The 26401-nt window shown below is 37.8% G+C and carries 26 protein-coding genes and 1 pseudogene; 10 read left to right on the top strand and 17 right to left on the bottom strand.

Features of this window, described 5'->3' with window-relative positions:
• Positions 1-73 precede the first annotated feature (73 nt).
• A complete protein-coding gene (locus ACY45D_RS15265) occupies positions 74-766 on the bottom strand; it encodes a TetR/AcrR family transcriptional regulator (protein ID WP_463107482.1) in 693 nt (230 codons plus the stop codon).
• Positions 767-880: 114 nt separating this feature from the next.
• Here ACY45D_RS15265 and ACY45D_RS15270 point away from each other — a divergent pair, with 114 nt between their 5' ends.
• The 4 genes from ACY45D_RS15270 to ACY45D_RS15285 all read left to right on the top strand — a co-directional run bounded on the left by ACY45D_RS15270 (position 881) and on the right by ACY45D_RS15285 (position 4768).
• On the top strand, positions 881-2329 hold the full coding sequence (locus tag ACY45D_RS15270; protein ID WP_463107483.1) for a coniferyl aldehyde dehydrogenase: 1449 nt from the start codon (positions 881-883) through the stop codon (positions 2327-2329).
• Positions 2330-2494: 165 nt separating this feature from the next.
• Positions 2495-2731: a 50S ribosomal protein L28 gene (gene rpmB / locus ACY45D_RS15275; protein WP_000048256.1), complete on the top strand. Its 237-nt coding sequence runs from the start codon at positions 2495-2497 to the stop codon at positions 2729-2731.
• Positions 2732-2743: 12 nt separating this feature from the next.
• A complete protein-coding gene (gene rpmG, locus ACY45D_RS15280) occupies positions 2744-2899 on the top strand; it encodes a 50S ribosomal protein L33 (RefSeq protein WP_003654787.1) in 156 nt (51 codons plus the stop codon).
• Between the two features lie 150 nt (positions 2900-3049).
• The gene (locus ACY45D_RS15285; protein WP_463107484.1) at positions 3050-4768 is read left to right on the top strand and encodes a cation:proton antiporter; all 1719 of its coding nucleotides are present in this window, start codon (positions 3050-3052) and stop codon (positions 4766-4768) included.
• Positions 4769-4859: 91 nt separating this feature from the next.
• Here ACY45D_RS15285 and ACY45D_RS15290 read toward each other — a convergent pair whose 3' ends face one another.
• The 5 genes and pseudogenes from ACY45D_RS15290 to ACY45D_RS15310 all read right to left on the bottom strand — a co-directional run bounded on the left by ACY45D_RS15290 (position 4860) and on the right by ACY45D_RS15310 (position 8578).
• The gene (locus ACY45D_RS15290; protein WP_120382982.1) at positions 4860-5138 is read right to left on the bottom strand and encodes a hypothetical protein; all 279 of its coding nucleotides are present in this window, start codon (positions 5136-5138) and stop codon (positions 4860-4862) included.
• A 109-nt stretch (positions 5139-5247) separates the two neighbouring features.
• Positions 5248-5751, bottom strand: a complete 504-nt coding sequence (locus tag ACY45D_RS15295) for a DUF6586 family protein (protein WP_010114408.1) — start codon at positions 5749-5751, stop codon at positions 5248-5250.
• A 73-nt stretch (positions 5752-5824) separates the two neighbouring features.
• A pseudogene (locus ACY45D_RS15300) lies at positions 5825-6187 on the bottom strand (ASCH domain-containing protein).
• 59 nt (positions 6188-6246) lie between these two features.
• Positions 6247-6498, bottom strand: a complete 252-nt coding sequence (locus ACY45D_RS15305) for an RNA recognition motif domain-containing protein (protein WP_010114406.1) — start codon at positions 6496-6498, stop codon at positions 6247-6249.
• An 88-nt stretch (positions 6499-6586) separates the two neighbouring features.
• Positions 6587-8578, bottom strand: coding sequence for an ATP-dependent helicase (locus tag ACY45D_RS15310; protein ID WP_463107485.1), 1992 nt, complete (start codon positions 8576-8578; stop codon positions 6587-6589).
• Positions 8579-8892: 314 nt separating this feature from the next.
• Here ACY45D_RS15310 and ACY45D_RS15315 point away from each other — a divergent pair, with 314 nt between their 5' ends.
• From ACY45D_RS15315 to ACY45D_RS15325, 3 genes are read left to right on the top strand one after another with little or no spacing between them, the layout of a single operon-like run.
• Positions 8893-10005 (top strand): S41 family peptidase, encoded by a 1113-nt coding sequence (locus tag ACY45D_RS15315; RefSeq protein WP_463107486.1) that lies wholly within the window; start codon positions 8893-8895, stop codon positions 10003-10005.
• A gap of 55 nt (positions 10006-10060) precedes the next feature.
• Positions 10061-11170 (top strand): S41 family peptidase, encoded by a 1110-nt coding sequence (locus ACY45D_RS15320; RefSeq protein ID WP_463107487.1) that lies wholly within the window; start codon positions 10061-10063, stop codon positions 11168-11170.
• 35 nt (positions 11171-11205) lie between these two features.
• Positions 11206-12321, top strand: a complete 1116-nt coding sequence (locus ACY45D_RS15325) for a S41 family peptidase (protein ID WP_463107488.1) — start codon at positions 11206-11208, stop codon at positions 12319-12321.
• A gap of 201 nt (positions 12322-12522) precedes the next feature.
• On the opposite strand, the gene ACY45D_RS15330 is transcribed toward ACY45D_RS15325, so the two are convergent.
• Together ACY45D_RS15330 and ACY45D_RS15335 are read right to left on the bottom strand one after the other, a co-directional pair.
• The gene (locus tag ACY45D_RS15330) at positions 12523-13653 is read right to left on the bottom strand and encodes a glycerate kinase family protein (protein WP_463107489.1); all 1131 of its coding nucleotides are present in this window, start codon (positions 13651-13653) and stop codon (positions 12523-12525) included.
• 45 nt (positions 13654-13698) lie between these two features.
• The gene (locus tag ACY45D_RS15335; RefSeq protein WP_157998079.1) at positions 13699-13854 is read right to left on the bottom strand and encodes a hypothetical protein; all 156 of its coding nucleotides are present in this window, start codon (positions 13852-13854) and stop codon (positions 13699-13701) included.
• A gap of 152 nt (positions 13855-14006) precedes the next feature.
• Here ACY45D_RS15335 and ACY45D_RS15340 point away from each other — a divergent pair, with 152 nt between their 5' ends.
• Positions 14007-14456 (top strand): carboxymuconolactone decarboxylase family protein, encoded by a 450-nt coding sequence (locus ACY45D_RS15340; protein WP_463107490.1) that lies wholly within the window; start codon positions 14007-14009, stop codon positions 14454-14456.
• A gap of 121 nt (positions 14457-14577) precedes the next feature.
• On the opposite strand, the gene ACY45D_RS15345 is transcribed toward ACY45D_RS15340, so the two are convergent.
• The 7 genes from ACY45D_RS15345 to ACY45D_RS15375 form a co-directional block, all read right to left on the bottom strand.
• Positions 14578-15144: an HdeD family acid-resistance protein gene (locus ACY45D_RS15345; protein ID WP_010114393.1), complete on the bottom strand. Its 567-nt coding sequence runs from the start codon at positions 15142-15144 to the stop codon at positions 14578-14580.
• A gap of 130 nt (positions 15145-15274) precedes the next feature.
• Positions 15275-16033 carry a hypothetical protein gene (locus ACY45D_RS15350; protein WP_463107491.1) on the bottom strand — a complete coding sequence of 253 codons (759 nt, stop codon included), beginning with the start codon at positions 16031-16033 and terminating at the stop codon, positions 15275-15277.
• A 52-nt stretch (positions 16034-16085) separates the two neighbouring features.
• Complete coding sequence (locus tag ACY45D_RS15355; RefSeq protein ID WP_463107492.1) at positions 16086-16532, bottom strand: NUDIX hydrolase; 447 nt, start codon at positions 16530-16532, stop codon at positions 16086-16088.
• 89 nt (positions 16533-16621) lie between these two features.
• Entirely contained in the window at positions 16622-19267 is a 2646-nt protein-coding gene (gene topA / locus ACY45D_RS15360) for a type I DNA topoisomerase (protein WP_463107493.1), read from the bottom strand.
• Positions 19268-19296: 29 nt separating this feature from the next.
• Positions 19297-19746, bottom strand: a complete 450-nt coding sequence (locus ACY45D_RS15365; protein WP_463107494.1) for an ammonium transporter — start codon at positions 19744-19746, stop codon at positions 19297-19299.
• Positions 19747-20071: 325 nt separating this feature from the next.
• On the bottom strand, positions 20072-21118 hold the full coding sequence (locus ACY45D_RS15370) for a hypothetical protein (RefSeq protein WP_463107495.1): 1047 nt from the start codon (positions 21116-21118) through the stop codon (positions 20072-20074).
• Positions 21119-21291: 173 nt separating this feature from the next.
• Positions 21292-21537 (bottom strand): SlyX family protein, encoded by a 246-nt coding sequence (locus tag ACY45D_RS15375; protein ID WP_463107496.1) that lies wholly within the window; start codon positions 21535-21537, stop codon positions 21292-21294.
• 34 nt (positions 21538-21571) lie between these two features.
• Between ACY45D_RS15375 and ACY45D_RS15380 the strand changes: the two genes are divergently transcribed.
• Positions 21572-23482 carry an ATP-binding cassette domain-containing protein gene (locus ACY45D_RS15380; protein WP_463107497.1) on the top strand — a complete coding sequence of 637 codons (1911 nt, stop codon included), beginning with the start codon at positions 21572-21574 and terminating at the stop codon, positions 23480-23482.
• A 145-nt stretch (positions 23483-23627) separates the two neighbouring features.
• Here the strand turns inward: ACY45D_RS15380 and ACY45D_RS15385 are convergent, their stop codons facing one another.
• Together ACY45D_RS15385 and ACY45D_RS15390 are read right to left on the bottom strand one after the other, a co-directional pair.
• A complete protein-coding gene (locus tag ACY45D_RS15385) occupies positions 23628-24605 on the bottom strand; it encodes an acyltransferase family protein (protein WP_463107498.1) in 978 nt (325 codons plus the stop codon).
• A gap of 30 nt (positions 24606-24635) precedes the next feature.
• A complete protein-coding gene (locus tag ACY45D_RS15390; protein WP_463107499.1) occupies positions 24636-25187 on the bottom strand; it encodes an O-acetyl-ADP-ribose deacetylase in 552 nt (183 codons plus the stop codon).
• Between the two features lie 180 nt (positions 25188-25367).
• Between ACY45D_RS15390 and ACY45D_RS15395 the strand changes: the two genes are divergently transcribed.
• On the top strand, positions 25368-26303 hold the full coding sequence (locus ACY45D_RS15395) for an LpxL/LpxP family acyltransferase (protein ID WP_463107500.1): 936 nt from the start codon (positions 25368-25370) through the stop codon (positions 26301-26303).
• Positions 26304-26401 lie beyond the last annotated feature (98 nt).

The following is a 26401-nucleotide window of genomic DNA, read 5'->3' on the forward strand; positions in this document are numbered from 1 at the left end:
CACTTATAAGTTAATTTTAAAAACAGCCGAATATTCTAACGCTTTTTTACCAGCTTTCAATCATCGTTATAAATCAATCTTGATGAATGGACGATAAACTGGCAAATAATTCGGAAGAACCAAAGCTTTCTAATAAGCGCTCATACGTTTCACGACTCTCGCCACGCAAATAAGGACCTTCTAAAAACACCATTTGTCTTAAAGCTTGCCAAATCCATTTTTCATCTAAATGATTTGAATCACTCAAATGTCCAGACATATATAAGAAGTTTGTCCAGTTGGTGAGTACAATCCAAATATTGATAATCAGCGCTTCAATTTCTGAATGAGTCATTTGCATCAAACCCGCTTCAACAAAGGCATGATAAATCTTTTGCCCCTGCTGCATCACCTTGCCTGCAAAGCGTGGATAAATTTTCCTAAAATCTTCGTTATTCTCAATCAAATGATAAACATCACGATGCAAAAAACGGAATTCCCAAAGTTGACTGCTTAAGACTTGGAAATAACGAATCTTATCATTTGCATTGACTGCACGGTCATCGGGTAATGAGAGCATGTCTAATGTTTCTTTTTGGTACTGCTCCATCAACTCTTTGATGATTTCTTGTTTGTTTCGAAAATGGTAATACAAATTTCCAGGACTGATCCCAAGCTCAGCAGCTATATGGTTTGTCGTGACAGAACGTTCACCACGTTCATTAAAAAGTTGCAGACTAATCTGCAAAATTCGATCTTTCGTTTTTGAAGTTTTGGAGCTCGACATCCTATTACCATTCTTAACCGTTAGCGCAAGCTAAACATAAAGTGACTTGACTATTTAGAGTATTTACTCTAAAAAAATACATTATATTAACCTAATCCGTAAATGGTGCTTGTCATGAACAGTCATACAAAAACAAATTCAATGACTCCCTTTTCCCCTGAAATTCAACATATGCATGATGTTCTTCAACAACAAAAAACTGCATATCAACGTTATCCTATGCCAACAGCGAAGGAACGTATTGAACGCTTAGCTCGTTTGAAGAAAGTTTTGGTTAAATATCAAGATCAGTTTGCAGAAGCAATTAATCAAGATTACGGTAACCGTTCATACAGCGAGTCAAAAATCGGTGAGTTACTTACATGTTTAGAGCAAATTAAATATTATAGCAAGCATTTAACCGCTTGGATGAAACCATCTAAACGTCACGTTTCTATGTTACACCAACCTGCTAAAGCATGGGTACAATATCAACCTCTAGGTGTGATTGGAATTATTGCACCTTGGAACTACCCATTACTACTCTCAGTTGGACCTTTAATTTGCGCATTGGCTGCGGGTAACCATGCCATGATTAAGATTTCAAGTGCATCTGCAAATTTGGGTCTTGTTTTAGAAAATGCTTTATCTGAAGCTTTCCCGCAAGAGTTAGTTACTGTCATCAATGGTGGTGGACAAATTTCGGATGAGTTCAGTCATTTAGCTTTTGATAAAATCATTTTTACGGGTTCAAGCAATGTCGGTAAAACCGTGATGGCAGCGGCGTCAGAAAACCTTGTTCCTGTGATTTTAGAATTGGGTGGTAAATCCCCTGTTATCGTTCATCCATCAAGTGATATGAAAGTCGTTGCTGAACGTATTTCTTTTGGTAAATTATGGAATGCAGGGCAAACCTGTGTTGCACCTGACTATATCTTCTTACCAAAAGGCAAAACTGCAGAATTTATTGACAGCTTTAAAGAAGTTGCGACAGAAATGTATCCAAGCTTGCGTGACAATCAGGACTACACATCGATCATTAATGATAAACAATACAAGCGTATTCAAAATTATTTAGAAGATGCCCGCCAACAAGGTGCTCAACTGATTGAGCTTAATCCGAAAAATGAAGATTTAGCGCCAGTGCGCAAAATTGCACCAACATTTGTAACAGGTGTATTGCCGACCATGGAGATCATGAAGAATGAAATCTTTGGTCCAGTCCTTCCAATCATGGAATATGATCAAATCGACGATGTTATTGACTTTATTAATAGCAGACCTCGTCCACTTGCATTATACTACTTCGACTTTGACGATGCTCGTGCAGAGTATGTTGCTCAACGTACACATTCTGGGCACTTTGGTCAAAATGCAGTAGTTACCCATGTTGCACAAGACGACCTACCATTTGGTGGCGTTGGTGCATCAGGAATGGGCAAATATCACGGTCCGGAAGGTTTCTTTAGTTTATCGCATGAGCGTTCAATGATGTCTATTCCTAAGCTTTTCAGCTTAAAATTCATCTTGCCACCATACGATAAACCATTAAATAAAATTTTAGAGAAAGCCTTTCTCCGCTAACTGATCAAGGCATGAGCTATTGAGATAGTTCATGCTACGTTTTTGTCGATTCCGCTTGTCTTTTAAGCGGAATTTTGATATAAAACGCCCCTTGAATGAATTCAATCCGTTTTATTTTGACTGGCCATACAGATTTGCTGTTGGCTAAATCAATGGAGTTACACCATGTCTAAGGTTTGCCAAGTTACCGGCAAGCGTCCAGTCGTTGGTAACAACGTCTCACACGCCAACAACAAAACTAAGCGCCGGTTCGAGCCGAACCTGCATCACCACCGTTTCTGGTTAGAAAGCGAAAAGCGTTTCGTACGTCTTCGTTTAACCACTAAAGGTATGCGTATTATCGACAAATTGGGCATTGAAAAGGTTGTTGCTGACCTACGTGCTCAAGGTCAAAAGATCTAAGGAGTCTGAACCATGCGTGATAAAATTCGCCTAGTTTCTACTGCTGGTACAGGTTATTTCTATACCACAACTAAGAACAAACGTACTATGCCGGAAAAAATGGAAATCAAAAAATTTGATCCAAAAATCCGTCAACACGTAATTTTCAAAGAAGCTAAAATTAAATAATTTCAGCTTTCTTAAAAAATACGACCCATTTGGGTCGTTTTTTTTGCCTTTTTTTTACTCAAGTTGTTAAAATTCTCAATATTTTCTTTTGACACTGTTTGTGCTTTTAGTCATTTTATTTAATTCCTCCAAATTTTTAAGGAGTGTTTAGTGCCTCATGATGTAGATTTGATCATTTTACTTGCAGTTGGTTTTGGTATCGCGCTTGTTTTTGGCTATATCGCTGCACGGCTACGTCTTCCCCCTTTGATTGGGTATTTAATCGCAGGAATCATCATCAGTCCAAACACACCTGGGATTGTTGCAGATATAACACTCGCCAATCAGCTTGCTGAATTAGGCGTCATGTTCCTGATGTTCGGTGTAGGGATGCATTTTTCTCTAAATGATCTAATGCAAGTCCGCCGAATTGCTTTACCTGGTGCAATTCTACAAATCGCAGTAGCCACCTTACTTGGTATGGCAGTATCGTTGTTTTGGGGTTGGAGTTTTGGATCTGCTTTAGTCTTTGGTCTGAGCTTATCATGTGCGAGTACAGTGGTTTTACTCAAAGCTTTGGGAGATAAAGGTTTACTCAGCTCAGTTAACGGCAAAATTGCGGTCGGTTGGCTTTTGGTTGAAGACTTGGTCATGGTTTTGGTCCTCGTTCTTTTACCTGCAACTGCGGCACTTTTGGGTGGACATCCAATTGCAAATCAGCAATCAGATCAAAATATTTGGTTAACACTCGGCATTACACTATTAAAAGTGACTGGTTTTATTGCCTTCATGCTGATCATTGGTAAACGTTTAGTGCCTATGATCATGCAATATGTCGCTCGTTTAGGCTCTAGAGAACTTTTCACTTTAACCGTTGTTGCAGCAGCAGTATCAATTGCCTATGGCTCATACGCGATCTTTGGCGTTTCTATGGCATTGGGTGCATTCTTTGCTGGGATGGTAGTGAAAGAATCCGACTTCAGTCATCGTGCTGAAGAAGAAACTTTACCTTTGAGAGAAGTTTTCTCAATCCTATTCTTTATTTCAGTGGGAATGCTGTTTGACCCAAGAATTATTGTTGAACAACCTTTACATATTCTGGCTGTCATCGCCATTATCATGATTGGTAAAACTATTGCTGCGATGGCTTTGGTTTTATTTTTCCGTTATCCGATCAATACAGCGCTGACTGTAGGCGCAAGTTTGGCTCAAATTGGTGAGTTCTCTTTTATTTTAGCCACACTCGGTCTATCACTCGGTTTACTTAGCTCTGAAGCGCAAAATCTGATTTTAGCAGGCGCTTTGTTCTCGATTACGCTCAATTCATTCCTATTTTCAGCGATTGAACCTGTGCAAAACTGGATTCGTGAACGCTCTCATTTAGCACGCTTACTTGAGCGCAGTGGCGACCCATTAGCGATGCTTCCAGATGAAGTCGATCAAGATTATTTACGTGATCAAGTGGTCATTGTTGGATATGGCGAAGTTGGACGTCGTATTACCAAAACCTTAATGCAAAATGGCATTAAAGTTGTAATCGCGGAAGAAAATCGTGAAATCGTTGAAAAACTACGTGAAAAAGAAGTTGCAGCAGTTTCGGGTCGTGCAACTGAACCAAGTGTGCTGATTCAGGCACATATTCAACACGCACGCTTACTGATCATCTCACCTATGGATATTTTAGATATTCATAAAATTGTAGATACAGCAAAACTGCTGAATCCACAAATTCAAGTCTTGGTGTGTGCTGAAAATAAAGAAGAAGCTGAGATCATTCGTGAGGATGCGATCGGTGATGTTTATTACGCAAAAGAGGAGATGGCAAAAAATATGAGTACGCATATTTTAAATCAGATCCAACTTGCTCATCAGAACGAAACAAGTCACTGATATAGTAAAAGTAAATATATCGTAAAAACAAAAAACGCACTCTTGAGTGCGTTTCGTTTTATTTATTTTATGAAACTTAACATTAGCTGTATTAGCTCAGAAATTGCGGTTGTTCATCTACAACTTCCGCATGCCACTCATTGGATTGTTTTTCAAGCAAACCAAATAATGCAGCTTGAATCATCTGTTGAGCAATCATTGGTGTCTGATCACCAAGCAAGGCTTTCACTTCTTCATTAAACTGAATAGTGACTAAAGGCTCTTTTTCAGAACCTGCATTGCGTAGAGCCAACTCCCCGCTTTCAAGTTGAACCAACTCTAAAATTGCTTCTTGATTCCCGAATAACTCTTTTAACTGTTCAATAGACATAAAATCCTCCATGCTCAACATGGGGCAAAATGCCGAATGCATTTTGCATCTTGTAGATAATGTATATAGTCATTTAAACCATAATTTCAAGTAAAACCAATCAAAAAGATCAGAATTCAACCATTTCGTTACGAAAACCATCTATAAGTTGGGTTAAATCACGATGCCATTCTCTTAAAATTTTAGTATCAGGCAACCACGCTTGTGGTGTTTGAGTGACTTTGATAATTAGATTTGAAGAGGTTTCATCTTCAGGCTCTGGTGCACTTGGTTCTGGCGCATACTGACAAAGGCGATACGCTCTTTTAAGCTCTGCAATAAATCCGTCTTGAGCTAATTTTTGCATCACCAATACTTCGGGTGAAACTTGCCCTTTTGCCGCCATGTTTTCTTCAATTGACTTCAATGTTGGAGCAAAATCATTTAAACGGTAATAACGTACCAATTCTTGCAAAAATGCCAAAATCCCACCATGTAAGTGGAATACAGCAGCTTCACGGTGTGCCTGAGCTTGTTGAACATTTTCAGATTGCTCTGCTTGCACACATGCAAGGCGTGCAAAATAAAGTTTTTGATTGGTACGGTCTGCATGAAAGCGAGCTACACGTGACATGAAAGTTCCCTAAGGTTTTGGCATTTATTACAAGCTTAGCTTAATCTTTATTTCACTAAAATCACAATAAATTTTACTCAAGATCGACATCAATAGAATATATTTTTCGTTTTGCAGTAACTTCAACAAATTTTTCTATTGGACGAACATTGCTGATCACCCATGCCCAATAGCCTTCTTCCCAATATGAAGCTGCTGCTAACGCTAATTCATTTTCTGTCCATAGATGAACAGATTCAATATCAACAATAGCGACAGCTCGTCCAATTTCCTCATCTTCATCTTGGATTAAATAATTTTTATTTTCTACGATGAGTAAATCTTTAAGTGGTAAAGACTCAGGTTGTCATGAACGAATTTCTAATGTCTTTTTACCTTCAGAAACTCATTGCCCAGCAGGAGCAACAATGGACAAAGCTTGGTATGTTCTCTTCATTTTTCATCCAATAAAAAGGAGCAATTTCTGCTCCTTTTACATCAACACATTCATAACAGTTAAGCTTCTGGTTTCTCATCCGCAGCTTTAACTCGAATACCATGTCCATGCAAACGTAAAGTATTCAAAGCTTTAATCGCTTTTACTGCTTCACGACCATGTGGCATTTCAACAAAAGCAAAACCTTTCGATTTTCCCGTTGCAGCATCTAATACCAAAGTACATGAATCCACAGTACCGTATTGCTTAAACAATTCAAGTAATTCTGCTTCTGTCACTGTACGTTCTAAACTACGAACTAAAATTTTCATCTCACAACCTTAAACATAAAATAGGCAAAAAACATCAAAAAGCACTCGCCTACTCTACTTTTTGAATGAAAAACATAATAATGCTAGTTTAATCTAGATCTATACCAAAATCTAAATTAATCGCCTGACGTTCGATGAGCGCGCTTTTTACAGTTTGCTGACGTTGTTTATAATGTGTTTCAGTCGTGCATAAGTTTCGTGTTAAATCATTCAGAAAATAACTTTCAATATGACGACCTTGATCATCTGTCTGACTATGTGCCCAAAAACTTAAATTTTGTTTGGTCAGAATTAATTCATTTTGCGCACGAGTTAACGCCACATACAGCACACGGCGTTCTTCCTCAACTTCATCAAAATCACCTTGCGCACGTGCATGAGGATATTGCCCTGCTGACACATTCGCCACATAACACACTTTTTGCTCTGTACCTTTGGCAGAATGAATGGTGATTAAAGTGACGACATCATCTTGCGATTGACGTTCAATTTCACTAATCGATACTGGATCAAGCACGTATTCCTCTAAAAATTCACTCAATTGTGAATGTTTAGAAGCCAGTTGCTTAACTAGATCAAAATCCCCGACCCGTTTATGCCAATCCTTCTTGGCATAATTTTCTTCAAGTTGATTGAGAATGGCTTCTACGCCCAGTTTCACACAGGCTTCAACTTCTGTTTTTAACACACTCATTTGCTTCATGATCAGCAAAGTATGATCAGGAATACGACCAAATTTTTCGAGTTTTTCAGTAATTTTATCAATATCAGGTTCATGTAATAACTGCTGCGCTAGTTTACTTGCGCCTACATCCCCCACACCATTCCACAAGGTTAAAAAGCGCATCCATGCAATATCATCCAATGGATTGGCGATTACCCGCAATAAACTCAATAAATCTTTAACATGTGCAGTTTCAAGAAGTTTCATTCCCCCAATAAAACGGTATGGCACATTGGCCTGAATAAATGCAGCCTCGATATGACGTGCCGCAAATGCTGAACGCACCAACACCATATGTTCATTCCACGCTGAGCCTTCAAGTAAATGACGCTCTTTGATATCTATTGCAATCCATTTGGCTTCATCAAATTCATTCGGGAAAACATGCATACGTGGTTTAATACCATCTCCACGATAAGCTTCCAATTTTTTATCGTAATGAATCTCGCTTTGATCTAGTAACCAATTGGATAGATCTAAAATCTCCTGAGTTGAACGATAATTTTTTTCTAGTTTGAAAATCTGCGCATCAGGTACACGTTCTTTAAAATGGTGAATATTTTCAAAATCTGCGCCACGAAAACCGTAAATAGACTGTGCATCATCACCGACACAGAAAAGAGCGCTTTTGTCTTTCAACGGTTCGAGAATTGCCCACTGCAAGGGATTGGTATCCTGCATTTCATCGACAAGTAAATGCTGGCATAACGATGCCACATAATCCACCAACCCTTCTGACTGTGCCAAAGCAGAAGCAACAACCGCTAAAATATCATCATAATCTAGAAAAGAACGAGCACGTTTTCGAGCTTCATACTCTTTCATAATCTCAGCAATTTGATCTTTGTATTCTAAAAACTCAGGCAGTTGCTTTTCTAAAGCCAGACTTAATTTTTGACGGGTATTTCGTGCAAAAGAGTATAAATCACATAGCTCTTTGGGTTTTGGCAATGCATTCGGGTTCTTTTTATCGTCCTTTCCACGAATAAGACGGAACATCATCAGTTGATCATCACGATCTATAATCGAAAATTGATCTAAACCGAAAGCTTTAGGTGCACGACGCAATAAATACATACAAAAGGTATGAAATGTTGAGGCGCGTAGCCCTTTAGCTTGATCACCTAAAGCCAGTTCTACACGTGCCACAATTTCACTTGCAGAACGACGAGTAAAAGTGAGAATTTGAATTTGATTGGCAGGCACACCTTGATCGATCAGGTATGCAGCTCTCGCCACGATAGTTTTGGTTTTGCCACAGCCTGCCCCTGCAAGTACCAAGCTATGCTTTGAATCTGTTGTTGCAGCTTGTTTTTGTTGCGGGTTTAATTCATTGATCAGGTTGGCTAAACTCATGTGCACTCATCGTTTTGTGGATGACGCTAGTTTAACAGAGCTGGCAGACGATAACAGAATTTCATCGTTTCTTCGCACATGGTTTCACAATCAATTTGGTATACTTATTTAAATCTCTATTTACAATAGCGTTGTTCTTTAAAAATAATTTCAAAATAAAAAATTTCTACATTCCAAACAAGAAAATCTTGTACTAAATGATAAAAATAAGTACATTCAAAGTATAGCTAAAACATTTAAAATCAATTTATTACTCCAATAAAATGATGATTATCGAATAGAAAACCAAACTTAAAGATACAGGATTTTACTCAATGTCGTATCGTTTCACACATGCTACTTTTTTACTACTCACGAGTTCTATTCTACTAACTCAAAACGTTCAAGCAACTGAAGATGCTGCGCCTATGACTAGTGCTGAATGTTTACAGGATATTGACTTTACTGCCCAATTTTTGTTGGAAAATGATGCAGGTATTCGAGTACAGAAATGGACGGCATACCCTGACAATATTCAAAACATTCTGAATACTCAAAAAGAAAAAGCAACCCAAGTTCAAACCGTAAAACAATGCCAAGATATTGCTAAATCTTTTCTTCAAGCCATTCGTAAAGGACATCTTTGGTTAAGTCGCCAATCAATTTCGAAATCTATTCAAGAAAGTTCTACGCCACAACAAGATGATTTAGTGACAACAAAAAAAATATCAGACTCAACCACTTATATTTTTATTCCTTCTTTTGGGCTTTCGATAAAAGATCAACTTGAAAAAATTATTCAAAATAATAAAGACAATTTACTCAATGCTCCTTATTTAATTTTAGATTTGCGTAAAAATACTGGCGGATTCGATACATCTGCAGAACCACTTTATTCAATTTTGGGAGAAGCAGAATATTGGACTGAAATCCCTCAGATTTATACATCAACTGTAACGATACAAGCTTGGAAAGAATTGGAAGCAGGAATACCTGATCCCGACTCAAAGAAAATGCTCAATCAAATGGTCAAAAAGATGGAGTCCAATAAAAATGGCTGGATCGGCTTAATGGAGCAGCAAGAAGTAAGTCAAAAAATATCAGGCAAAGATATTCTAGCAACACCGAAAAAGGTTGCGGTATTGATTGATGAAGACTGTGGTAGCTCTTGTGAAGAATTGGTCAAAACCATTCGACAAAATCCTCGAGTTATCACCATGGGTAGAAATACTTTTGGTGCATTAGATGCGTCTAACGTCAGAGATGTACCTGCGCCATCTAAGAAGCTCTCTATAAACTATGCGACTACTTATGTACATCGCCGTGCGGGACAAGAAATCGACAATATTGGCATTCCGCCCAATATCAAATTATCCATTCCTAAAGATCAGCAAGCTTATGATGATGAAATTAAATTTGCTCAAAAATATTTAGAACAGAAACTGTAATTTTTGTTTTTCAAAAGATTGAGAACACAACTATCAAAATATAGGACTCAAACCAATGCCACACCGTTCTGTGCATGCTACTTTTTTACTACTCGTGAGTTCAATTTTACTCACTCAAAACGTTCAAGCAACTGAAGATGCTGCGCCCATGACTAGTGCCGAATGTTTACAGGATATCGACTTTACTGCTCAATTTTTATTGGAAAATGATGCAGGTATTCGAGCACAGAAATGGACGGCATATCCTGAAAATATTCAAAATATTCTGAACACTCAAAAAGAAAAAGCAACCCAAGTTCAAACAGTAAAACAATGCCAAGACATTGCCAAACCTTTTCTTCAAGCTATTCGTAAAGGGCATGTTTCTCTAAATAGCAGATCAATGGAAGATTATGTGCAGACCAGTTCTACACCTCAACAAGATGATTTAGTAACCACAAAAAAACTATCAGACTTAACCACTTATATTTTTATTCCTTCTTTCGGGCTCTCAATAAAAGATCAACTTGAAAAAATTATTAAGAATAATCAGGACAATTTACTCAATGCTCCTTATTTAATTTTAGATTTGCGCAAAAATTCAGGGGGATTTGCTCCATCTATCGAACCACTCTATCCACTATTAGGTGAAGCAGAATATTGGACTGTATTGCCTTTAGTCTACTCCTCAAATGCCAATATTCAATCATGGCAAGATATTGCAGGAAGTATTCCAAATGGATCAATGAAAGAAGAGTTTGGTCGAATGATTAAGGAGATGCAACTAAATAAAAATAATTGGGTTGAAATGACTAATCAAAAAGAGATAAGTCAAAAAGTATCAGGCAAAGATACTTTAGCAACACCAAAAAGAGTTGTGGTATTGATTGATAAAGACTGTGGTAGCTCTTGTGAAGAATTTGTGAAAACGGTAAGACAAAATCCGAGAGTAATTACAATCGGCAGAAATACTTTTGGTGCATTAGATGCATCTGAAATGAGAGAAATAAAAACACCATCTGCAAAACTATCACTTAATTATGCAACATCCTATGTACATCGCCGTGTAGGGCAAGAAATTGATAATATTGGTATTCCGCCCAATATCAAATTATCGATTCCTAAAGATCAGCAAGCTTATGATGATGAAGTGAAGTTTGCTCAAAGATATTTAGAGAAAAATTAATATTTTTAAGCAATCAAAATAAAGGATTTCACTCAATGTCTTACCCTTTCACTCACGCCTCTTTATTACTTTTGACAAGTTCAATTTTACTGACTCAAAACGTTCAAGCAACTGAAGATGTTGTACCCATGACCAGTGCTGAATGTTTGCAAGACATCGACTTTACTGCTCAATTTTTATTGGAAAATGATGCAGGAATTCAAGCACAGAAATGGACAGCATATCCTGAAAATATTCAAAACATTCTGAATACTCAAAAAGAAAAAACTACGCAAGTTCAAACAGTAAAACAATGCCAAGACATTGCCAAACCTTTTCTTCGAGCTATTCGTAAAGGGCATGTTTCTCTAAATAGCAGATCAATGGAAGATTATGTGCAGACTAGTTCTACACCTCAACAAGATGATTTAGTGACAACAAAAAAATTATCAGACTTAACCACGTATATTTTCATTCCCTCTTTTGGGCTCTCAATAAAAGATCAACTTGAAAAAATTATTAAGAATAATCAGGACAATTTACTCAATGCTCCTTATTTAATTTTAGATTTGCGCAAAAATGCTGGAGGTCAGGACAGTTCTGCTGAACCCGTATATAAACTACTTGGTGAAGCCGAATATTGGAGTGAAATACCACAACTTTACACTTCACCAACAAATATTCAAGCTTATAAAGACCTACAAAAAGTAATGCCCTATGCTGAAACAAAAAAGGAAATTGGCAAAATCATCAATAAAATGGAACACAATAAAAATGATTGGGTCTATATAGAAGGTAATACATCATTATTTGTAGACAAAATTAAGAAAAAAGATGTATTAGCAAACCCTAAAAAGGTTGTTGTTCTGACGGACGAAGATTGTGGAAGTTCAGGTGAAGAGTTTGTTAAAACTGTTCGACAAAACCCAAGGGTTGTGACCATGGGTAGAAATACTTATGGAGTATTAGATGCTTCTAATTTAAGAGACATAAAAACACCATCTACCAAATTGTCTTTATGGTATGCAACATCCTATGTACATCGTCGTGCGGGACAAGAAATTGATAATATTGGTATTCCGCCCAATATCAAATTACCGATTCCTAAAGATCAGCAAGCTTATGATGATGAAGTGACGTTTGCTCAAAAATATTTAGAACAGAAACTGTAATTTTTGTTTTTCAAAAAATTGGAGCATTTTCATCTCTCGAATGAAAATGCTCCAATTTTTCAATAAAAAGAACACTATTATTTATCGATACGAATCGTTTTTGAATCAATAACTTGGTATTTCAACCCCAGTTTTTGAGTCGTCATTTCAAGATAAGCGAGGAAATTTTGATCTCTTAAATTGATCGTTAATAGCAAAACTCTATTTTAAAAGTCGTGCCACATTTTCACAGGTTCTTTCTAAGTTTCTCTCGCCATTCTTTAGTGCTGTCTGCAAATCACATACACCACCAACAATCCCCAAAATAGCAGTAAATCCTTCTGCATAGAGTTCTTCAACCCCCTCACCAATATAACCTGCACAGGCAATCACAGGTTTATTCAAACGTTTTGCCACTTGAGCGACACCAAAAGGCGTTTTACCAAATTTGGTTTGAAAATCAATACCACCTTCACCAGTAAATACATAATCTGCTTGAGCAATCTTTTCAGCGAGTTGCGTTTCTTCAATCATTATTTCAACACCTGAACGGATTTTCGCAGTTGCAAAAACCATCAGACCAAACCCTAAACCACCTGCGGCTCCCGCTCCTGCAATATTTTTGACATCGATATTGAGTTGTCGTTTTACAAGATCGGCAAAATAATTCAGATTGCGATCTAAAATTTCCACCATTTCAGGATGAGCACCTTTCTGTGGTGCAAACACATGCGATGCACCATTTTCACCACATAAAGGATTATTCACATCACTGGCTATAATGATTTCAGTTTGAGCCAAACGGGGATCTAATTCAGAAAGATCAATCGTGCAAATTTGATCAAGATGACCACCACCTTGTTCAACTTTTTGACCATTTCGATCTAAAAATTTCACCCCCAATGCCTGTGCCATGCCTGCACCTGCATCATTGGTGACACTACCGCCAAGCCCAATAATAATTTTTAAGGCACCGTGATCCAACGCAGCCTTGATCATTTCTCCCGTACCAAATGTACTGGTCAATAAAGGGTTACGTTGTGATTTTTCGATGAGATGAATACCATTTGCCATCGCCATTTCAATGACAGCCGTTTTATCCGTATCAATAAAGCCGAAATAGGAATCTATTTTTTGATGAGTGAATGGGCCTGAAACTTGAATCTGAATTTTCCTGCCTTGCCTTACGGTAATTAAGGCATCGACTGTACCCTCACCACCATCTGCCATTGGAACATGGATAAATTGAGCATTGGGAATCGCTTTTTGAATACCTCGCTGCATTGCACTACATGCTTGCTCTGCGGTCATGCTTTCTTTAAAAGAATCAGGTGCTAAAATAAAGGTTTTCATCGTCCAGCATTTTTATCAAACTTATTTTATTAATAACATGATTTCTTAGTCACGACGTTGTTCTTTTTTACTCAAATATCGTTTTTCTTCACTTCGTAGATATAAGTAGCATGCGATTATCATCAGCAGTGCAAAGAACCCAAGAATCATACCTATCCCAAAATCAATACGAATACCATCCTGCTTTAATTCTTCAGCCATGAAAAATACGATGCTCGCCATAGCAGAGAGAATGAAAGAAATTTTATAGCTTTTATTCATGATTATTTTTATGCGTAAACTAAACAAAGTGAGATTCATTTTACAGATAAAATCATTCTGAACAATAATTCTCACTTCAAAATAGGTTGTATATGGAACGTGTAAATTTAGGTAAAACTGCTCCTGAACTTTATAAAGCGGTATTAGAACTCGAAAATCTATCTATGCAAAAAGTTAAGCAAGCTGGACTAGATATTGGATTCTCTCACCTACTCAAACTCAGAGCTTCACAAATTAACCAATGCGCCTTCTGTGTACGCATGCATACGCAAGACGCAATTAAAGCAGGCGAATCAATGGAGCGTATTGCCTTGATCAGTGCTTGGCGTGAAAGTGGCTATTTTTCAGAAAAGGAACGTGCTTCATTGATTTTAATTGAAGAAATTACTTTAATTGCCAATCAACATTTCCCAGACTCAGCTTATCAAAATGCTACAAAAGTATTATCCGAAGCTGAAATTACTGCAATTGAATGGGTTGCGATTGTGATTAACACATGGAATCGTATTGCCATTTCAAGCCAATATGCAGTGAATCCTTAAGCAAAAATGCAATACATCACCAAAAGAATGTGAAAACTTATCATGAGTTAGGCAAAAATAACAAAGGAGTCTGAATTAGACTCCTTTCGTTTTAGTACTTTTCTATGCTCATCATTGAGTATTAGGAATGGCTTGCAGGTGGAATTTGTTTGATCGCTGCTGCAAAAGTGAGATAATTTACACCTTGGAATAAAATATCAATCCCTAAAAACATACCTAGCACCCAGAATGGCGAATCAGGTGATGCAAGTATGATTGCACCTGTTGCTAAAGTGAGTAGACCTGAAAATAATGTCCAACCCCAACCTGACATGGGCTTCAAAATAAATGCATTAAAGATTCGAATAAAGCCACCGATCAATAAAGCAATCGCCAATAAATTTGTTAATACCACAGCAGTAGTGATCGGTGATTTAAACGCATAATAGCCTGCGATAAAATACAACACAGCAAACAATGCCCAAAGCCAGCGAAAACCACCATCAAAAATTTTAAATGCCGCAATCAGGTGCAATACACCACCCACCATCATCAATACACCAAAGAGAACCACAACGGTCAATGTCGCCATTCCCAACGAGGCAAGTAAAACCAATCCAAAGATCACCAATAATGCCCCGAGTAGCAGATACCATTTTCGATTTTCATGTAACTGGTGACGAACCAAATCATTTCCAACTGTACGCATATTCTTCTCTTGGTTGTTATTCGTTAATTTATTGTTGATCTAATTCACTTTTTTGTCTGTATAGAATCTGCATCTAAACCAAAATAAAGCATTGCTTTACTCTGGTGATCAGATACGCATAAAACAATGTTTATTTCGCCCATCCCATTTCTTGCGCAGTTAAACGGCTAATCATAGTGTCGTGCAAATTGTTCGGTATTTTGCTCTTAGTTTGAGAAAGTGGAATATACCCTCCCATAATTTCAGCACGTTTTTGTGGATATAAAGGTTTTTGCTCAGGATTGGCATAACCGAGTGGATAAATTGGCTGTACTGTTGCTCGATCATATTTATCTTTTGCACCAAAGGTATGTAGCAACTCATGTACCAAAACCACTTGATTGGTTTCCATTTGCTTATGAGATGCAAATAAGTTCACCATGCCAATACGACCACGTTCTAGCGCAGTAGAATGTTTTAAGGTTTTGTGAATTTGAGGATCATAATAATTCAGATACAAAGTTACTGATGGCGATCCATCCATACCCTCATGTTGATTCCACGCATAAAATCTGAATTTTAAACTCCACAGAATATTATCCAAAGCACTTGGTTGCTCAGGAACTTTCGGGGGAAGTGCTTTGAGTTCTCTGCCGAGTCGAAAGTGGAATGCAACAGGTTGACCACGAAACTCTTTAGACTGGGTTTGTAAATAGTTTTGGATTTCATCTAAATCATGACTAGAAATTTGCTGAATATAGCGTGATGTACTTGCTTGACCATCTGCATTAATCGGATGAAGCAACACCAGAATTGGCTTAGACCAATCTTGATTCATCTCTCGCCAAGCATTCACACCGACAATCAATAAAATTGCCAATAAAATAATAACTCTAATCGTTTTCCACATTTCAACCTCAATCATAATGAGATAATGTTGCGCCAATAATAAAAATTAATATTTATTCAATTTTCAATAGAGCTTCTGGTTGTTTTAATACAAAATTTTCCCAAACAAAATCATAAAGCTTTTTCTGATTTAAATATGCAGCCATTGCTTTTGCTTCAGATAAGTTACACCATTTATAATCGGTATGTTCATCATTTAGAACCACAGTTTGATTTTTCTCACAAAATCCTACAAATGCAGGAATCATTTCAATCACATTCTGACTCGCTTCATAAAATTGTTCTAAATAATCTGCACTAAATAATTGTTGAACTTGAATACTTGTTTCTTCACGAATTTCACGCAGAATAGTCTGACTTGCGGTTTCATCTGCTTCGACTTTGCCAGCAACATGACACCAAAAACCACCTTTTACACGTTTCATCAATAAGATTTTTAATTCACCATCTATTTCAGATAATAAAACTGCGGATACAGCAATCGAGCGTATTGGAATCATTTTCAAACTAAACTTATTTTTATGAAATGACCTTTATCATATAAAAAATGCCCACCAATGTGAGCATTTTTTAGCAATTATTTTAAAGCTTAGGCTTCAACCCATTTTCCATCTTGGTAAACCAGCGACCATTTGCTTTGTTTACCTTCAGGCGTTTCCGAACCAATATACTGCGCTTGGTTTTTACGGCTGAATTTTACCAATGTCGGATTACCTTCTGGATCTTCATCAGGCGCATTCAAAATAAATTGATACTTCGGATCAAGTTGATCTGCAACAGAACGTAATTCAGCAACTTTTGGCGCACGTGTTTCACGTACTTTCGGGAACTTGCTTGCTGCCAAGAACAGACCTGCGGCACCATCACGAAGAACAAAGAAGTCATCGTGTTTAGTTGAGCGTAAGTGTTCCATTTTGATCGGGTCTACACGTGGTGGCGCAGGTTGACCATTTTTCAATACTTTACGGGTATTGTCACAGCTCATACATGCGAAATATGGACCAAAACGACCCGTTTTCAACTGCATCTCACCATCACATTTATCACATGGAATGGTTGGGCCATCATAACCTTTGATTTTGAACTCACCTTCTTCAAGTTCATAACCGTCACAATCAGGATTGTTCCCACAAATATGCAGTTTACGACCACCATCGATCACATAACTGTCCATTGCTGTACCACAAACTGGACAACGTTTTTTCGACATTAGATCAGCAGTTTCAGCACCATCGTCATCAGAAAGCACAGCCAATGACTCAACAGGTGTCAGGTTCAACGTCCCTTTACAACGTTCTTTCGGTGGTAAGTTATAGCCAGAACACCCAAGGAATACACCTGTCGTTCCAGTACGAATCTGCATTGGACGCTCACATTCTTTACAATGTACAGCTGACACTTCTACAGGTAAATTACGGCGCATACCGTTTTCACCCTGAGCAGTCGTTAAACGCTTTTTAAAATCACCATAGAAACTGTCTAAAAGCTCTTTCCAATTACGCTGACCATCTGCAACTTTATCCAATTGACCTTCTAAATCTGCGGTAAATGCATAATTCATGAGGTTATTGAAGTTTTCATCCAAACGGTCTGTGACAATTTCGCCCATCTTTTCTGCAAAAAGACGGCGATTATCCAACTTCACATATCCACGATCTTGAATAGTTGAAATAATCGCAGCATAAGTCGAAGGACGACCAATTCCACGTTTTTCCAACTCTTTAACCAATGAGGCTTCCGTAAAGCGCGCAGGTGGCTTGGTAAAATGCTGTGATGGATCAAGTTTTTCAAGTTTCAGCACTTCACCGACTTTGACTGCTGGTAGAAGCACATCATCATCAGATTTGTTTTGACCACGGACTTTAGTAAAACCATCAAAAACAAGAGTACGGCCTTTGGCTTTAAGCTCTACACCATTTGCATCGACTAGAATCGTTGATGATAGATATTCTGCAGGTGTCATTTGACATGCAACGAATTGACGCCAAATTAAATCATAAAGACGTTGAGCATCACGTTCTACACCAACCAAACTATCGCCTTTTAAGGCAACATTGGATGGACGAATCGCTTCATGGGCTTCTTGCGCATTGGCTTTGTTACCATAACGATTTGGCTTGGCAGGTAAATATTTAGCACCAAACTCAGTTTCGATATGAGTACGTACCATATTGACTGCATCATCACTTAAGAATGTCGAGTCTGTACGCATATACGTAATAAAACCAGCTTCATACAAACGCTGTGCAAGCATCATGGTTTTCTTTACCGAATAACCTAGACGTGTACTTGCCGCTTGTTGAAGTGTTGACGTGATATAAGGCGCACTTGGATTGACCTTCGTCGGCTTATCTTCACGTGTCGCAACTTTATATTCAGCATCATTTAAAATTTTCAAAACAGCATCTGTTTGTGCTTTATTTTGTAATTTTAAAGTTTTACCGTTTTGCTTAACGGCTTCTAAACGAATTTCATCTTTTTGAGACTTGGTATCTGCAAAAACTTGCCAATATTCTTCGGGAATAAAAGCACGAATTTCACGTTCACGCTCTACCACCAGTTTTACTGCAACAGATTGCACACGACCTGCTGAAAGACCACGTGCAATTTTCTCCCAAAGTAATGGAGAAATCATAAAGCCAACAACACGGTCTAAGAAACGACGTGCTTGTTGTGCATTGACTTTATCGATATCAAGGCGTGCAGGATGTTTAAAGGCATCTTGAATCGCATTTTTGGTAATTTCGTTGAAGACAACACGCTGATAACGTGAGTCATCCCCACCAATCACTTCTTTTAAATGCCAAGCAATTGCTTCCCCTTCACGGTCCAAGTCCGTTGCGAGATAAACCTCGTCAACTTGCGAAGCAAGCTTTTTCAGTTCAGCAACGACATGTTCTTTGCCTGGTAACACTTCATAGTGTGCTTTCCAGTCATGTTCAGGGTCTACCCCCATACGATTCACTAAAGCTGTTTGTGCTTTTTCAGCCTTCTGCGCTTCGGTCAATTTAGTACGGGTAACAGGCTTTTTTTCTGCCGATTTACTTGAACCACCTGTAGGTAAATCACGAACATGACCTACCGATGACTTCACAATATAATCTGAGCCTAAGTATTTATTGATGGTTTTCGCTTTTGCAGGCGACTCCACAATCACTAAGGCACGTTTTTTCCCAGCATTAGGAGAGTCTGCTGTAGTGCTTTTGCTTGTTGTGGACCGAGGAGCTTTCGCCATAATGAACCAATTATCCTGTGTTTATGAAATTAAAATTCAGCCAATTTAAGTAAAAATGCTTTCATATCATCAAGTTGTGTCGCTCTTAGGTCTATTTCTTCATCCCAATACATTCCGACACAGTTTGCCTGCATATCAATAGCATAAATACCTTTTAATGCAATGGGAAGATCATTAAATTTATCATCACCTTGGACGATTATTAATTTTGAATCCTCAACCCTTGCACGCATCAAAGGCAAACGAGCTTCTGGGATAAGCACACTATAATATGCCACCATACTTGCTCTCGTTTCTGTTGCCTTGGGTATTTTAGTCCAATCTGGCGCAGCCACTAAACGCGGGTGTAAACCCATCTTACGCGCTTTTTCTCGCATTAAACCTAATGCTTTTTCTCTAGGGCTTACGCGTAAACCAAAGATTGAACCCAATACAAAAATAATAATGATGAGCGCAACCCAAAGACCTGTGTGTTCCATAGTTCACCTTTTGTTACCTATATTAGAGTTGCATAAGCTGAATATAAAACGCAAGTTTGTCAGATAAATTAATTTGCAAATAGAATTCAGCTATACTCCAGACAAATCCAAATAACTATCTGAAATATTTAATTATTCATAAGTAAAAATAATGCTAATTTAACTCGTTTTTCAGTTCAATATTTTTTAAGAATAAATACTCGACGATTTAAAATTTGCAATTTAATGGGTTTAACGCCCCCGATATACGATTAATTCAGCTGAATAAATCGTAATAATCACAGTTCTATAACCACTCAATCCAATAAAAAATATAAGATAGAAATCAGTTTAAATACATTTCATGGCTATATACAACTTCATGCCCATTCCAATAAATATAGCCCTTTTCAATCAATTCTTTGAGCAATAAACGAATATCTGTCTTTGGAAACAACTGTTCCAATACATCTCTGAGTTGGTAAATATCTTTGGGTTTATTATTTTTCAATTCATTCAGTTTACGAATAACTTCCATTTGCACTGGATCAATTTTTTCAAAATTCTTAAAAAGCGCTTTTTGTACATTATCTGTAGCATCTGGATGCGCAACTTCACTAAGATCTTGACCTGCATTTTGTTTTAAACTTTCTAAAATTTGATCAATTTTTTCTAGCTTCATTTTAGGAAGAACTTTTACATCCGCCGCATCTGCACTGAGTTCAGCCGATAATTCTTGCTGATCAATGTTTAACATGACCCATTGTTTCAAAACTTTCTTACGAAAAGAAACTTGCTCATCAAGATGTTTGACAATTCTCAGGTTAATTAACATTCCCACCAAATGTTGTGCTTTCTCTGGAACAACTTGCAAAACATTGCTGATCGAATTTCTTAACTTTTCAACTGTATTTGGCTTTCCTGACATTTTCCCTAAAGCATCACAATACTTCTTCACCAATTGTAAATAAGGCTTTTCTTGAATCGTAGCCACACTCGGAAGGTTGCTTTTATGCGTTTGTACTTCAATATCCGACTGAGTCTGGATTAAACTACAACTCAAATCCGAACCACATAAAAGCTCTATCAACATTTCACTATTGGGCATTGCAGAAATCACTTCGATATGTGTTTCTGAATCTAATAAGGCCATCAGTTGACCTACCACAACAGCATATTCATACTCTCTCTGAGAGGCTTCAGGTGTTTCTAAGATGACAACTTGTCCACTACTGATCCAGCTTGAAAATTCAGTTAAATCTTCAAGCGAATATCGAAAACCACCCTCACAATTAAACAGATATAAAGTTGGATAATGCTCAACAATATCTCTCAGCATTTTTGCTGATGGCATATTATTTTCAAGATCAAGTAAAACGACTTTATTCTGCATGGTTAAAGAGTTTGCTATTTATCTAAAGTCATGCATTACAACGAGCTTTTGGCTAAAGGTCAAATAGAAATATCAAATAAACCGATAAATTGCATATCTCCTATTTGACATTAACCCAATCCAATATCCAAACTTTTAGGTCGATATAGAAATTCAACATTTATAAATGTGGATTAATAATGCGGAGGGCGATTGGTCAAAGGATCAAAGGCAGCAATACCTTCTGACAAATCTGAAGATTCCACACGTTGATACAATAATTGCATTTGTTTCTTTAAATCAGCAAGTTCTAAGCTTTGTTGCGTCACTTGATCATTTAATTGTTCGACTAAATCATCTAAAAATGCAATTCGGACTTGCAAATCTTCTATGGGTGCGGAAAATGACGCCTGATCATCAAGATTTTTATGTTTAGTCATTTTAAGTCCTCATTTGGGATGTTTAGGAAACAGTATGGCCTATATTACGTTAAGGGATGTCCAACTCGCGTTTGGTGGACCTGCCCTGCTCGACGGCGCAAACTTCAATTTAGAACGTGGCGAGCGAGTCTGTTTGATTGGTCGTAACGGTGAAGGTAAGTCTACTTTACTCAAGCTGATTGAGGGAAGTTTATTACCCGATCGTGGTGAGATTGCGTTACAAAACGGGATCACCATTTCCATGCTTGCTCAAGATGTCCCAATGGACTCGGGTAAAGTTGCGGACATCGTTGCTGAAGGTGCAGGCGAAGCTGCTCAAGTGCTTAAAGAATACCATGAAGCCAGTGATGCATGTGTACTCGGCGATATGGAAGCCTGTGACCGTATGGGAAATCTACAGCACAAGTTAGATCTTCTTGATGGATGGGCTTTAGAAACCAAAGTCAATTCTATCCTCAGTAAAATGGGTTTAGACCCTGAAGCTGATCTTGCTGACTTATCTGGTGGTCGTAAACGTCGTGTACTTTTAGCACGTGCATTGTTGACCCAGCCTGATGTGTTATTACTGGATGAACCAACCAACCATTTAGATGTTGAAAGTATCGAATGGTTAGAAAAATTCTTACTTGATCAAAATAATTTAACCTTACTTTTCATCTCACATGACCGTGCATTTGTAGATAGCATTGCGACTCGTATTGTCGAACTTGATCGTGGAATTTTGCGCAGCTACGAAGGTAACTACTCTCGTTATCTCGATTTAAAAGCACAGCAAATGGAAGCTGAAGAAAAGCAAAACGCTTTATTTGATAAACGTTTAGCTGAAGAAGAAGCTTGGATTCGTCAAGGTATCAAGGCACGTCGTACGCGTAATGAAGGCCGTGTGCGTGCGTTAAAAGATTTACGTGAACAGTCTAAGGCGCGTCGCTCGCAACAAGGCAAAGTCAGCATGGCGACCCAAGAAGCCAATCGTTCTGGAAAATTGGTCTTTGATATTGAGCATCTCAATGTCACATTTGGCAACAATGCACCGATTATTAAAGATTTTTCTGCACTGGTTTTACGTGGTGATCGTATTGGTTTAGTCGGTGATAATGGTGTCGGTAAAACCACATTGGTGAAAGCGATTTTAGGTGAATTAGAGCACGGCGGTTCAGTTAAAACGGGTACCCAGCTTGAAGTGGCTTATTTTGACCAATTACGCAACGCTTTAGACCTTGAAAAATCAGTCATGGCAAACGTCTCTGAAGGTTCTGACTTTGTGGATGTGAATGGTGGTCGACGTCATATCTACAGCTATTTACAAGACTTCTTATTCTCTCCAGAACGTGCACGTACACCAGTTAAAGCGCTGTCTGGTGGTGAGCGTAATCGTATTCTTTTAGCGAAATTATTGCTTAAACCATCAAACTTAATTGTGATGGATGAGCCAACCAATGACTTGGATATGGTGACTTTAGAATTACTCGAAGAAATGTTGAGTGATTATAAAGGCACTTTATTATTGATCTCGCATGACCGTGCCTTTATGGACAATGTTGTGACATCGACTTGGGTATTTGATGGCAAAGGTAATATTGATGAATACATTGGTGGATATCAAGATTATTTAGAACAACGTCCTGACCAAAAAGTTGTTGATCAAAAGAGCGATGTAAAAAAGGCCATTGCCAAAGCTGAGGCAGCGGCCGCACCTGTAGATGCGCCTGCTAAAAAAGTAAAGTTGAGCTATAAAGATCAACGTGCTTTAGAGCAACTTCCTGCTGAAATGGAAGCTCTGGAAAAAGAACAAGCTGAAATTAATGAATTACTTGCAGATGGCTCTTTATTTGTTTCAGATGCAGACCGAGCAATGAAGCTATCCGCTCGCTTAGCAGAAATTGACGATTTGCTAATGGAAAAATTAGAGCGTTGGGAAGCGTTAGAAACCCTCAGTAAGGGTTAATCGATCATTCCATTAAAAACTCCGCCATCGTGCGGAGTTTTTTTATTGAGCTAAGGTTTTTATAATCCATTCCCCTTGCGGAGGTATATACCTTCACCTTTTTCAAAGAAGGAATGAGCAGCACAGCTGCACAAGGAATATAAAATTATTTCAAACCTAATTTCTCAACAGGTTTCATCAACCATAACGACATTTTTCTTAATAACATATCAAAAAATTGCTGTTGGAAAACCCAACAGGTTATTACCGACAATCCTATACAAATCATGATCTCAATAAAAATATGACTCTCTAATTTCCAGTATTTTGAAATAAAAATAACAACAAAACCATGCAGTAAATAAACAGCTAAAGTATTTATCCCCAATTTAAGAAAGCGAGATTGGCATCGTTTTACGATTGCGAAAATAGCAAAAATCCCCAAGCTTGAAACCGCCATACAACCTAGTCGCATTAGAGTGCCATCAAATGCACTGACTTTCAGTTGTTGATAACTTAAACTTCCATACAGCCAGAATTGATTGATTTGGCTCAAATAAACCAAACTGACAATACCTAGAAAAATCAATACTGCAAACCATTCTGCATAGCGAATGGATCGAATACTTTGAATGATTGCTTTGCCATAAACCGCACCAATCACAAAAAATGGTAAGAATGTAAAAATTCGTCCGACTGAGTATTGATAATTATTCCAAGGGCTTAAACCAATACACAGTGCCAAAATCAAAGCAATCCATACTGCAAATTTTGTTTTGACCAGAAAATGTGTCAGCAATGTCCAAACCATCATGCCAAGTAAATACCATAGGATCCAATACGGTCGTTCAAATAGATTCCAATTGATTTGAACATTACCCGACCAAATTGCATCAAAAGCAGGAAATAAAATCTGAAAAGGAACATACAATGAAATAAAAAACAGAATATTTTTAAACCAATTTTTATCTTTAAACAGCACCCCTGAAATAAAAATAAATGCAGGCATATGCACAAAATAAATCGTACCTAATAATGTATGCCCAATTGGATCATTCCACCCGATCATTCTTTCTAAAAAATGCCCCAATACCACAAGAAAGATCAGAACAGCCTTGCTGGTATCTAAATAGGTATCTCTCATGGTTATCTTTTTCTATTTAAACAAATTCAATTATATACCTAAAACATGAAATTGATTTTGATCAACTTCAGCCAGTTGTCTACGATAAATTTTAAAATTTTCTAGGTCAAAACAGACAAAATTAATTTCATCCAAGCTCTGTGCATTTTGCATATATTCAAGCACCACTTGAATCGCAATATTCGCTGCCTGATGTTTAGGAAAATGATAAACACCCGTTGAAATATTTGGAAATGCAACGGTGGTCAATTGGTTTTTTTCAGCAAGTTTTAAACTATTCAAATAGGCATTTTTGAGTAATTCATCCTCACCCCCTTGGCCATTTTGCCAAGTCGGCCCTACTGTATGAATCACATAACGGCTTGGCAATAAACCTGCTGTAGTAATCACAGCCTCACCAACTGCGCAACCACCTTGTTTTGCTCTTATTTTTTGACAATCTTCCAGTATTTGGGCGCCACCTTTTCGGTGGATTGCACCATCAACGCCCCCTCCTCCCAATAAAGAGCTATTTGCAGCATTTACGATGGCGTCTACTTTTTGAATCGTAATATCACCTTGAATCAAACGTAGCGTTTTCATTCTCTTATCCTTGTTATTCATTATCCATTTCAACGATTACAGCGCTTTGATCATGCGTTGAGAATGCAATTGATCTATTTCCCTATCGAATTGTTCCGCTGAGCATGCAATTTTCTACTTTAATCAGGTTCATGCTACACTTCTTTCAGTCTTAACTTACCCCAAATTTACAAAATTGCTATGAGCAAAAAGCATCAGTACGAACCTGGAGAATTTTATTGGGCATTCTTACAGCCTAAATACTGGGGAATTTGGATTGCCATCGTATTTCTAATGATGCTTGCAATCTTGCCATGGTCTATTCAACATCGTTTAGCCAAGTTTTTGGGTAATATTGCATTTAATCGCCTCAAATCACGGCGTAAAACCACAATACGCAACTTAGAAGTCTGTTTTCCTGAATGGTCAGCTGAACAAGTGATTGAACATTCACGTCAAGTTTTTATTGACCAAATGATTGGTGTGTTCGAAACACTCAATGCATGGTATTCACCGCAATGGTTTAAAGATCGTGTCACGATTCAAGGTTTAGAACATATCACGCATGCGCAACAACAAGGTCAGGGAATTTTACTCCTTGGAACACACAGTACCATGCTCGATGCAGGTGGCTATTTATGTGCTCAATTCTTTGAACCTGATGTTGTTTATCGTCCGCAAAATAATCCTCTTTTAGATATGTTGATCTATCGTTGTCGAGCAACTATTTATAAAGCTCAGATAGACCATGATGATATGCGTGGGCTGATTCGTCATTTAAAAGATGGCGATGCGATTTGGTATAGCCCAGATCAAGATTTCGGTTTAAAACAAGGGGTGATGGCACCATTCTTTGGAACGCCAGCAGCAACGGTAACCGCACATCGTCGTTTACTGAAAATATCAAAAGCCGTCGCGATTCCACTGTATTTTTATCGCGATGGTGATATTAAAAATCCTAAATACCATGTCCTGATTGAACCTGCTGTCGATCCTTTACCAAGTGAAGATGAATTAAATGATGCAATTCGTGTCAATAAAATCATTGAAAATCAGCTTCGTATCGCACCAACCCAATATATGTGGTTTCACCGTCGCTTTAAAACACGTCCTCAAGGTTACGAAAAGATTTATTAAATTAAACTAGATTTAACTTGCTCGGACTGAGCGATGTGTACAAAAATCGAATGTATAGCTTTCAGTTTTCATTATTGTCACTTTTGTAATTGTCTTAA

It is taken from the genome of Acinetobacter sp. BZX-2 (genome assembly GCF_055179795.1).

Coding starts and splice junctions, on each gene's coding strand:
- ACY45D_RS15265 (WP_463107482.1), bottom strand. CDS start 766: ATGTCGAGCTCCAAAACTTCAAAAACGAAAGATCGAATTTTGCAGATT.
- ACY45D_RS15270 (WP_463107483.1), top strand. CDS start 881: ATGAACAGTCATACAAAAACAAATTCAATGACTCCCTTTTCCCCTGAA.
- rpmB (WP_000048256.1), top strand. CDS start 2,495: ATGTCTAAGGTTTGCCAAGTTACCGGCAAGCGTCCAGTCGTTGGTAAC.
- rpmG (WP_003654787.1), top strand. CDS start 2,744: ATGCGTGATAAAATTCGCCTAGTTTCTACTGCTGGTACAGGTTATTTC.
- ACY45D_RS15290 (WP_120382982.1), bottom strand. CDS start 5,138: ATGTCTATTGAACAGTTAAAAGAGTTATTCGGGAATCAAGAAGCAATT.
- ACY45D_RS15295 (WP_010114408.1), bottom strand. CDS start 5,751: ATGTCACGTGTAGCTCGCTTTCATGCAGACCGTACCAATCAAAAACTT.
- ACY45D_RS15305 (WP_010114406.1), bottom strand. CDS start 6,498: ATGAAAATTTTAGTTCGTAGTTTAGAACGTACAGTGACAGAAGCAGAA.
- ACY45D_RS15310 (WP_463107485.1), bottom strand. CDS start 8,578: ATGAGTTTAGCCAACCTGATCAATGAATTAAACCCGCAACAAAAACAA.
- ACY45D_RS15315 (WP_463107486.1), top strand. CDS start 8,893: ATGTCGTATCGTTTCACACATGCTACTTTTTTACTACTCACGAGTTCT.
- ACY45D_RS15320 (WP_463107487.1), top strand. CDS start 10,061: ATGCCACACCGTTCTGTGCATGCTACTTTTTTACTACTCGTGAGTTCA.
- ACY45D_RS15325 (WP_463107488.1), top strand. CDS start 11,206: ATGTCTTACCCTTTCACTCACGCCTCTTTATTACTTTTGACAAGTTCA.
- ACY45D_RS15330 (WP_463107489.1), bottom strand. CDS start 13,653: ATGAAAACCTTTATTTTAGCACCTGATTCTTTTAAAGAAAGCATGACC.
- ACY45D_RS15335 (WP_157998079.1), bottom strand. CDS start 13,854: ATGGCTGAAGAATTAAAGCAGGATGGTATTCGTATTGATTTTGGGATA.
- ACY45D_RS15340 (WP_463107490.1), top strand. CDS start 14,007: ATGGAACGTGTAAATTTAGGTAAAACTGCTCCTGAACTTTATAAAGCG.
- ACY45D_RS15345 (WP_010114393.1), bottom strand. CDS start 15,144: ATGCGTACAGTTGGAAATGATTTGGTTCGTCACCAGTTACATGAAAAT.
- ACY45D_RS15350 (WP_463107491.1), bottom strand. CDS start 16,033: ATGTGGAAAACGATTAGAGTTATTATTTTATTGGCAATTTTATTGATT.
- ACY45D_RS15355 (WP_463107492.1), bottom strand. CDS start 16,532: ATGATTCCAATACGCTCGATTGCTGTATCCGCAGTTTTATTATCTGAA.
- topA (WP_463107493.1), bottom strand. CDS start 19,267: ATGGCGAAAGCTCCTCGGTCCACAACAAGCAAAAGCACTACAGCAGAC.
- ACY45D_RS15365 (WP_463107494.1), bottom strand. CDS start 19,746: ATGGAACACACAGGTCTTTGGGTTGCGCTCATCATTATTATTTTTGTA.
- ACY45D_RS15370 (WP_463107495.1), bottom strand. CDS start 21,118: ATGCAGAATAAAGTCGTTTTACTTGATCTTGAAAATAATATGCCATCA.
- ACY45D_RS15375 (WP_463107496.1), bottom strand. CDS start 21,537: ATGACTAAACATAAAAATCTTGATGATCAGGCGTCATTTTCCGCACCC.
- ACY45D_RS15380 (WP_463107497.1), top strand. CDS start 21,572: ATGGCCTATATTACGTTAAGGGATGTCCAACTCGCGTTTGGTGGACCT.
- ACY45D_RS15385 (WP_463107498.1), bottom strand. CDS start 24,605: ATGAGAGATACCTATTTAGATACCAGCAAGGCTGTTCTGATCTTTCTT.
- ACY45D_RS15390 (WP_463107499.1), bottom strand. CDS start 25,187: ATGAAAACGCTACGTTTGATTCAAGGTGATATTACGATTCAAAAAGTA.
- ACY45D_RS15395 (WP_463107500.1), top strand. CDS start 25,368: ATGAGCAAAAAGCATCAGTACGAACCTGGAGAATTTTATTGGGCATTC.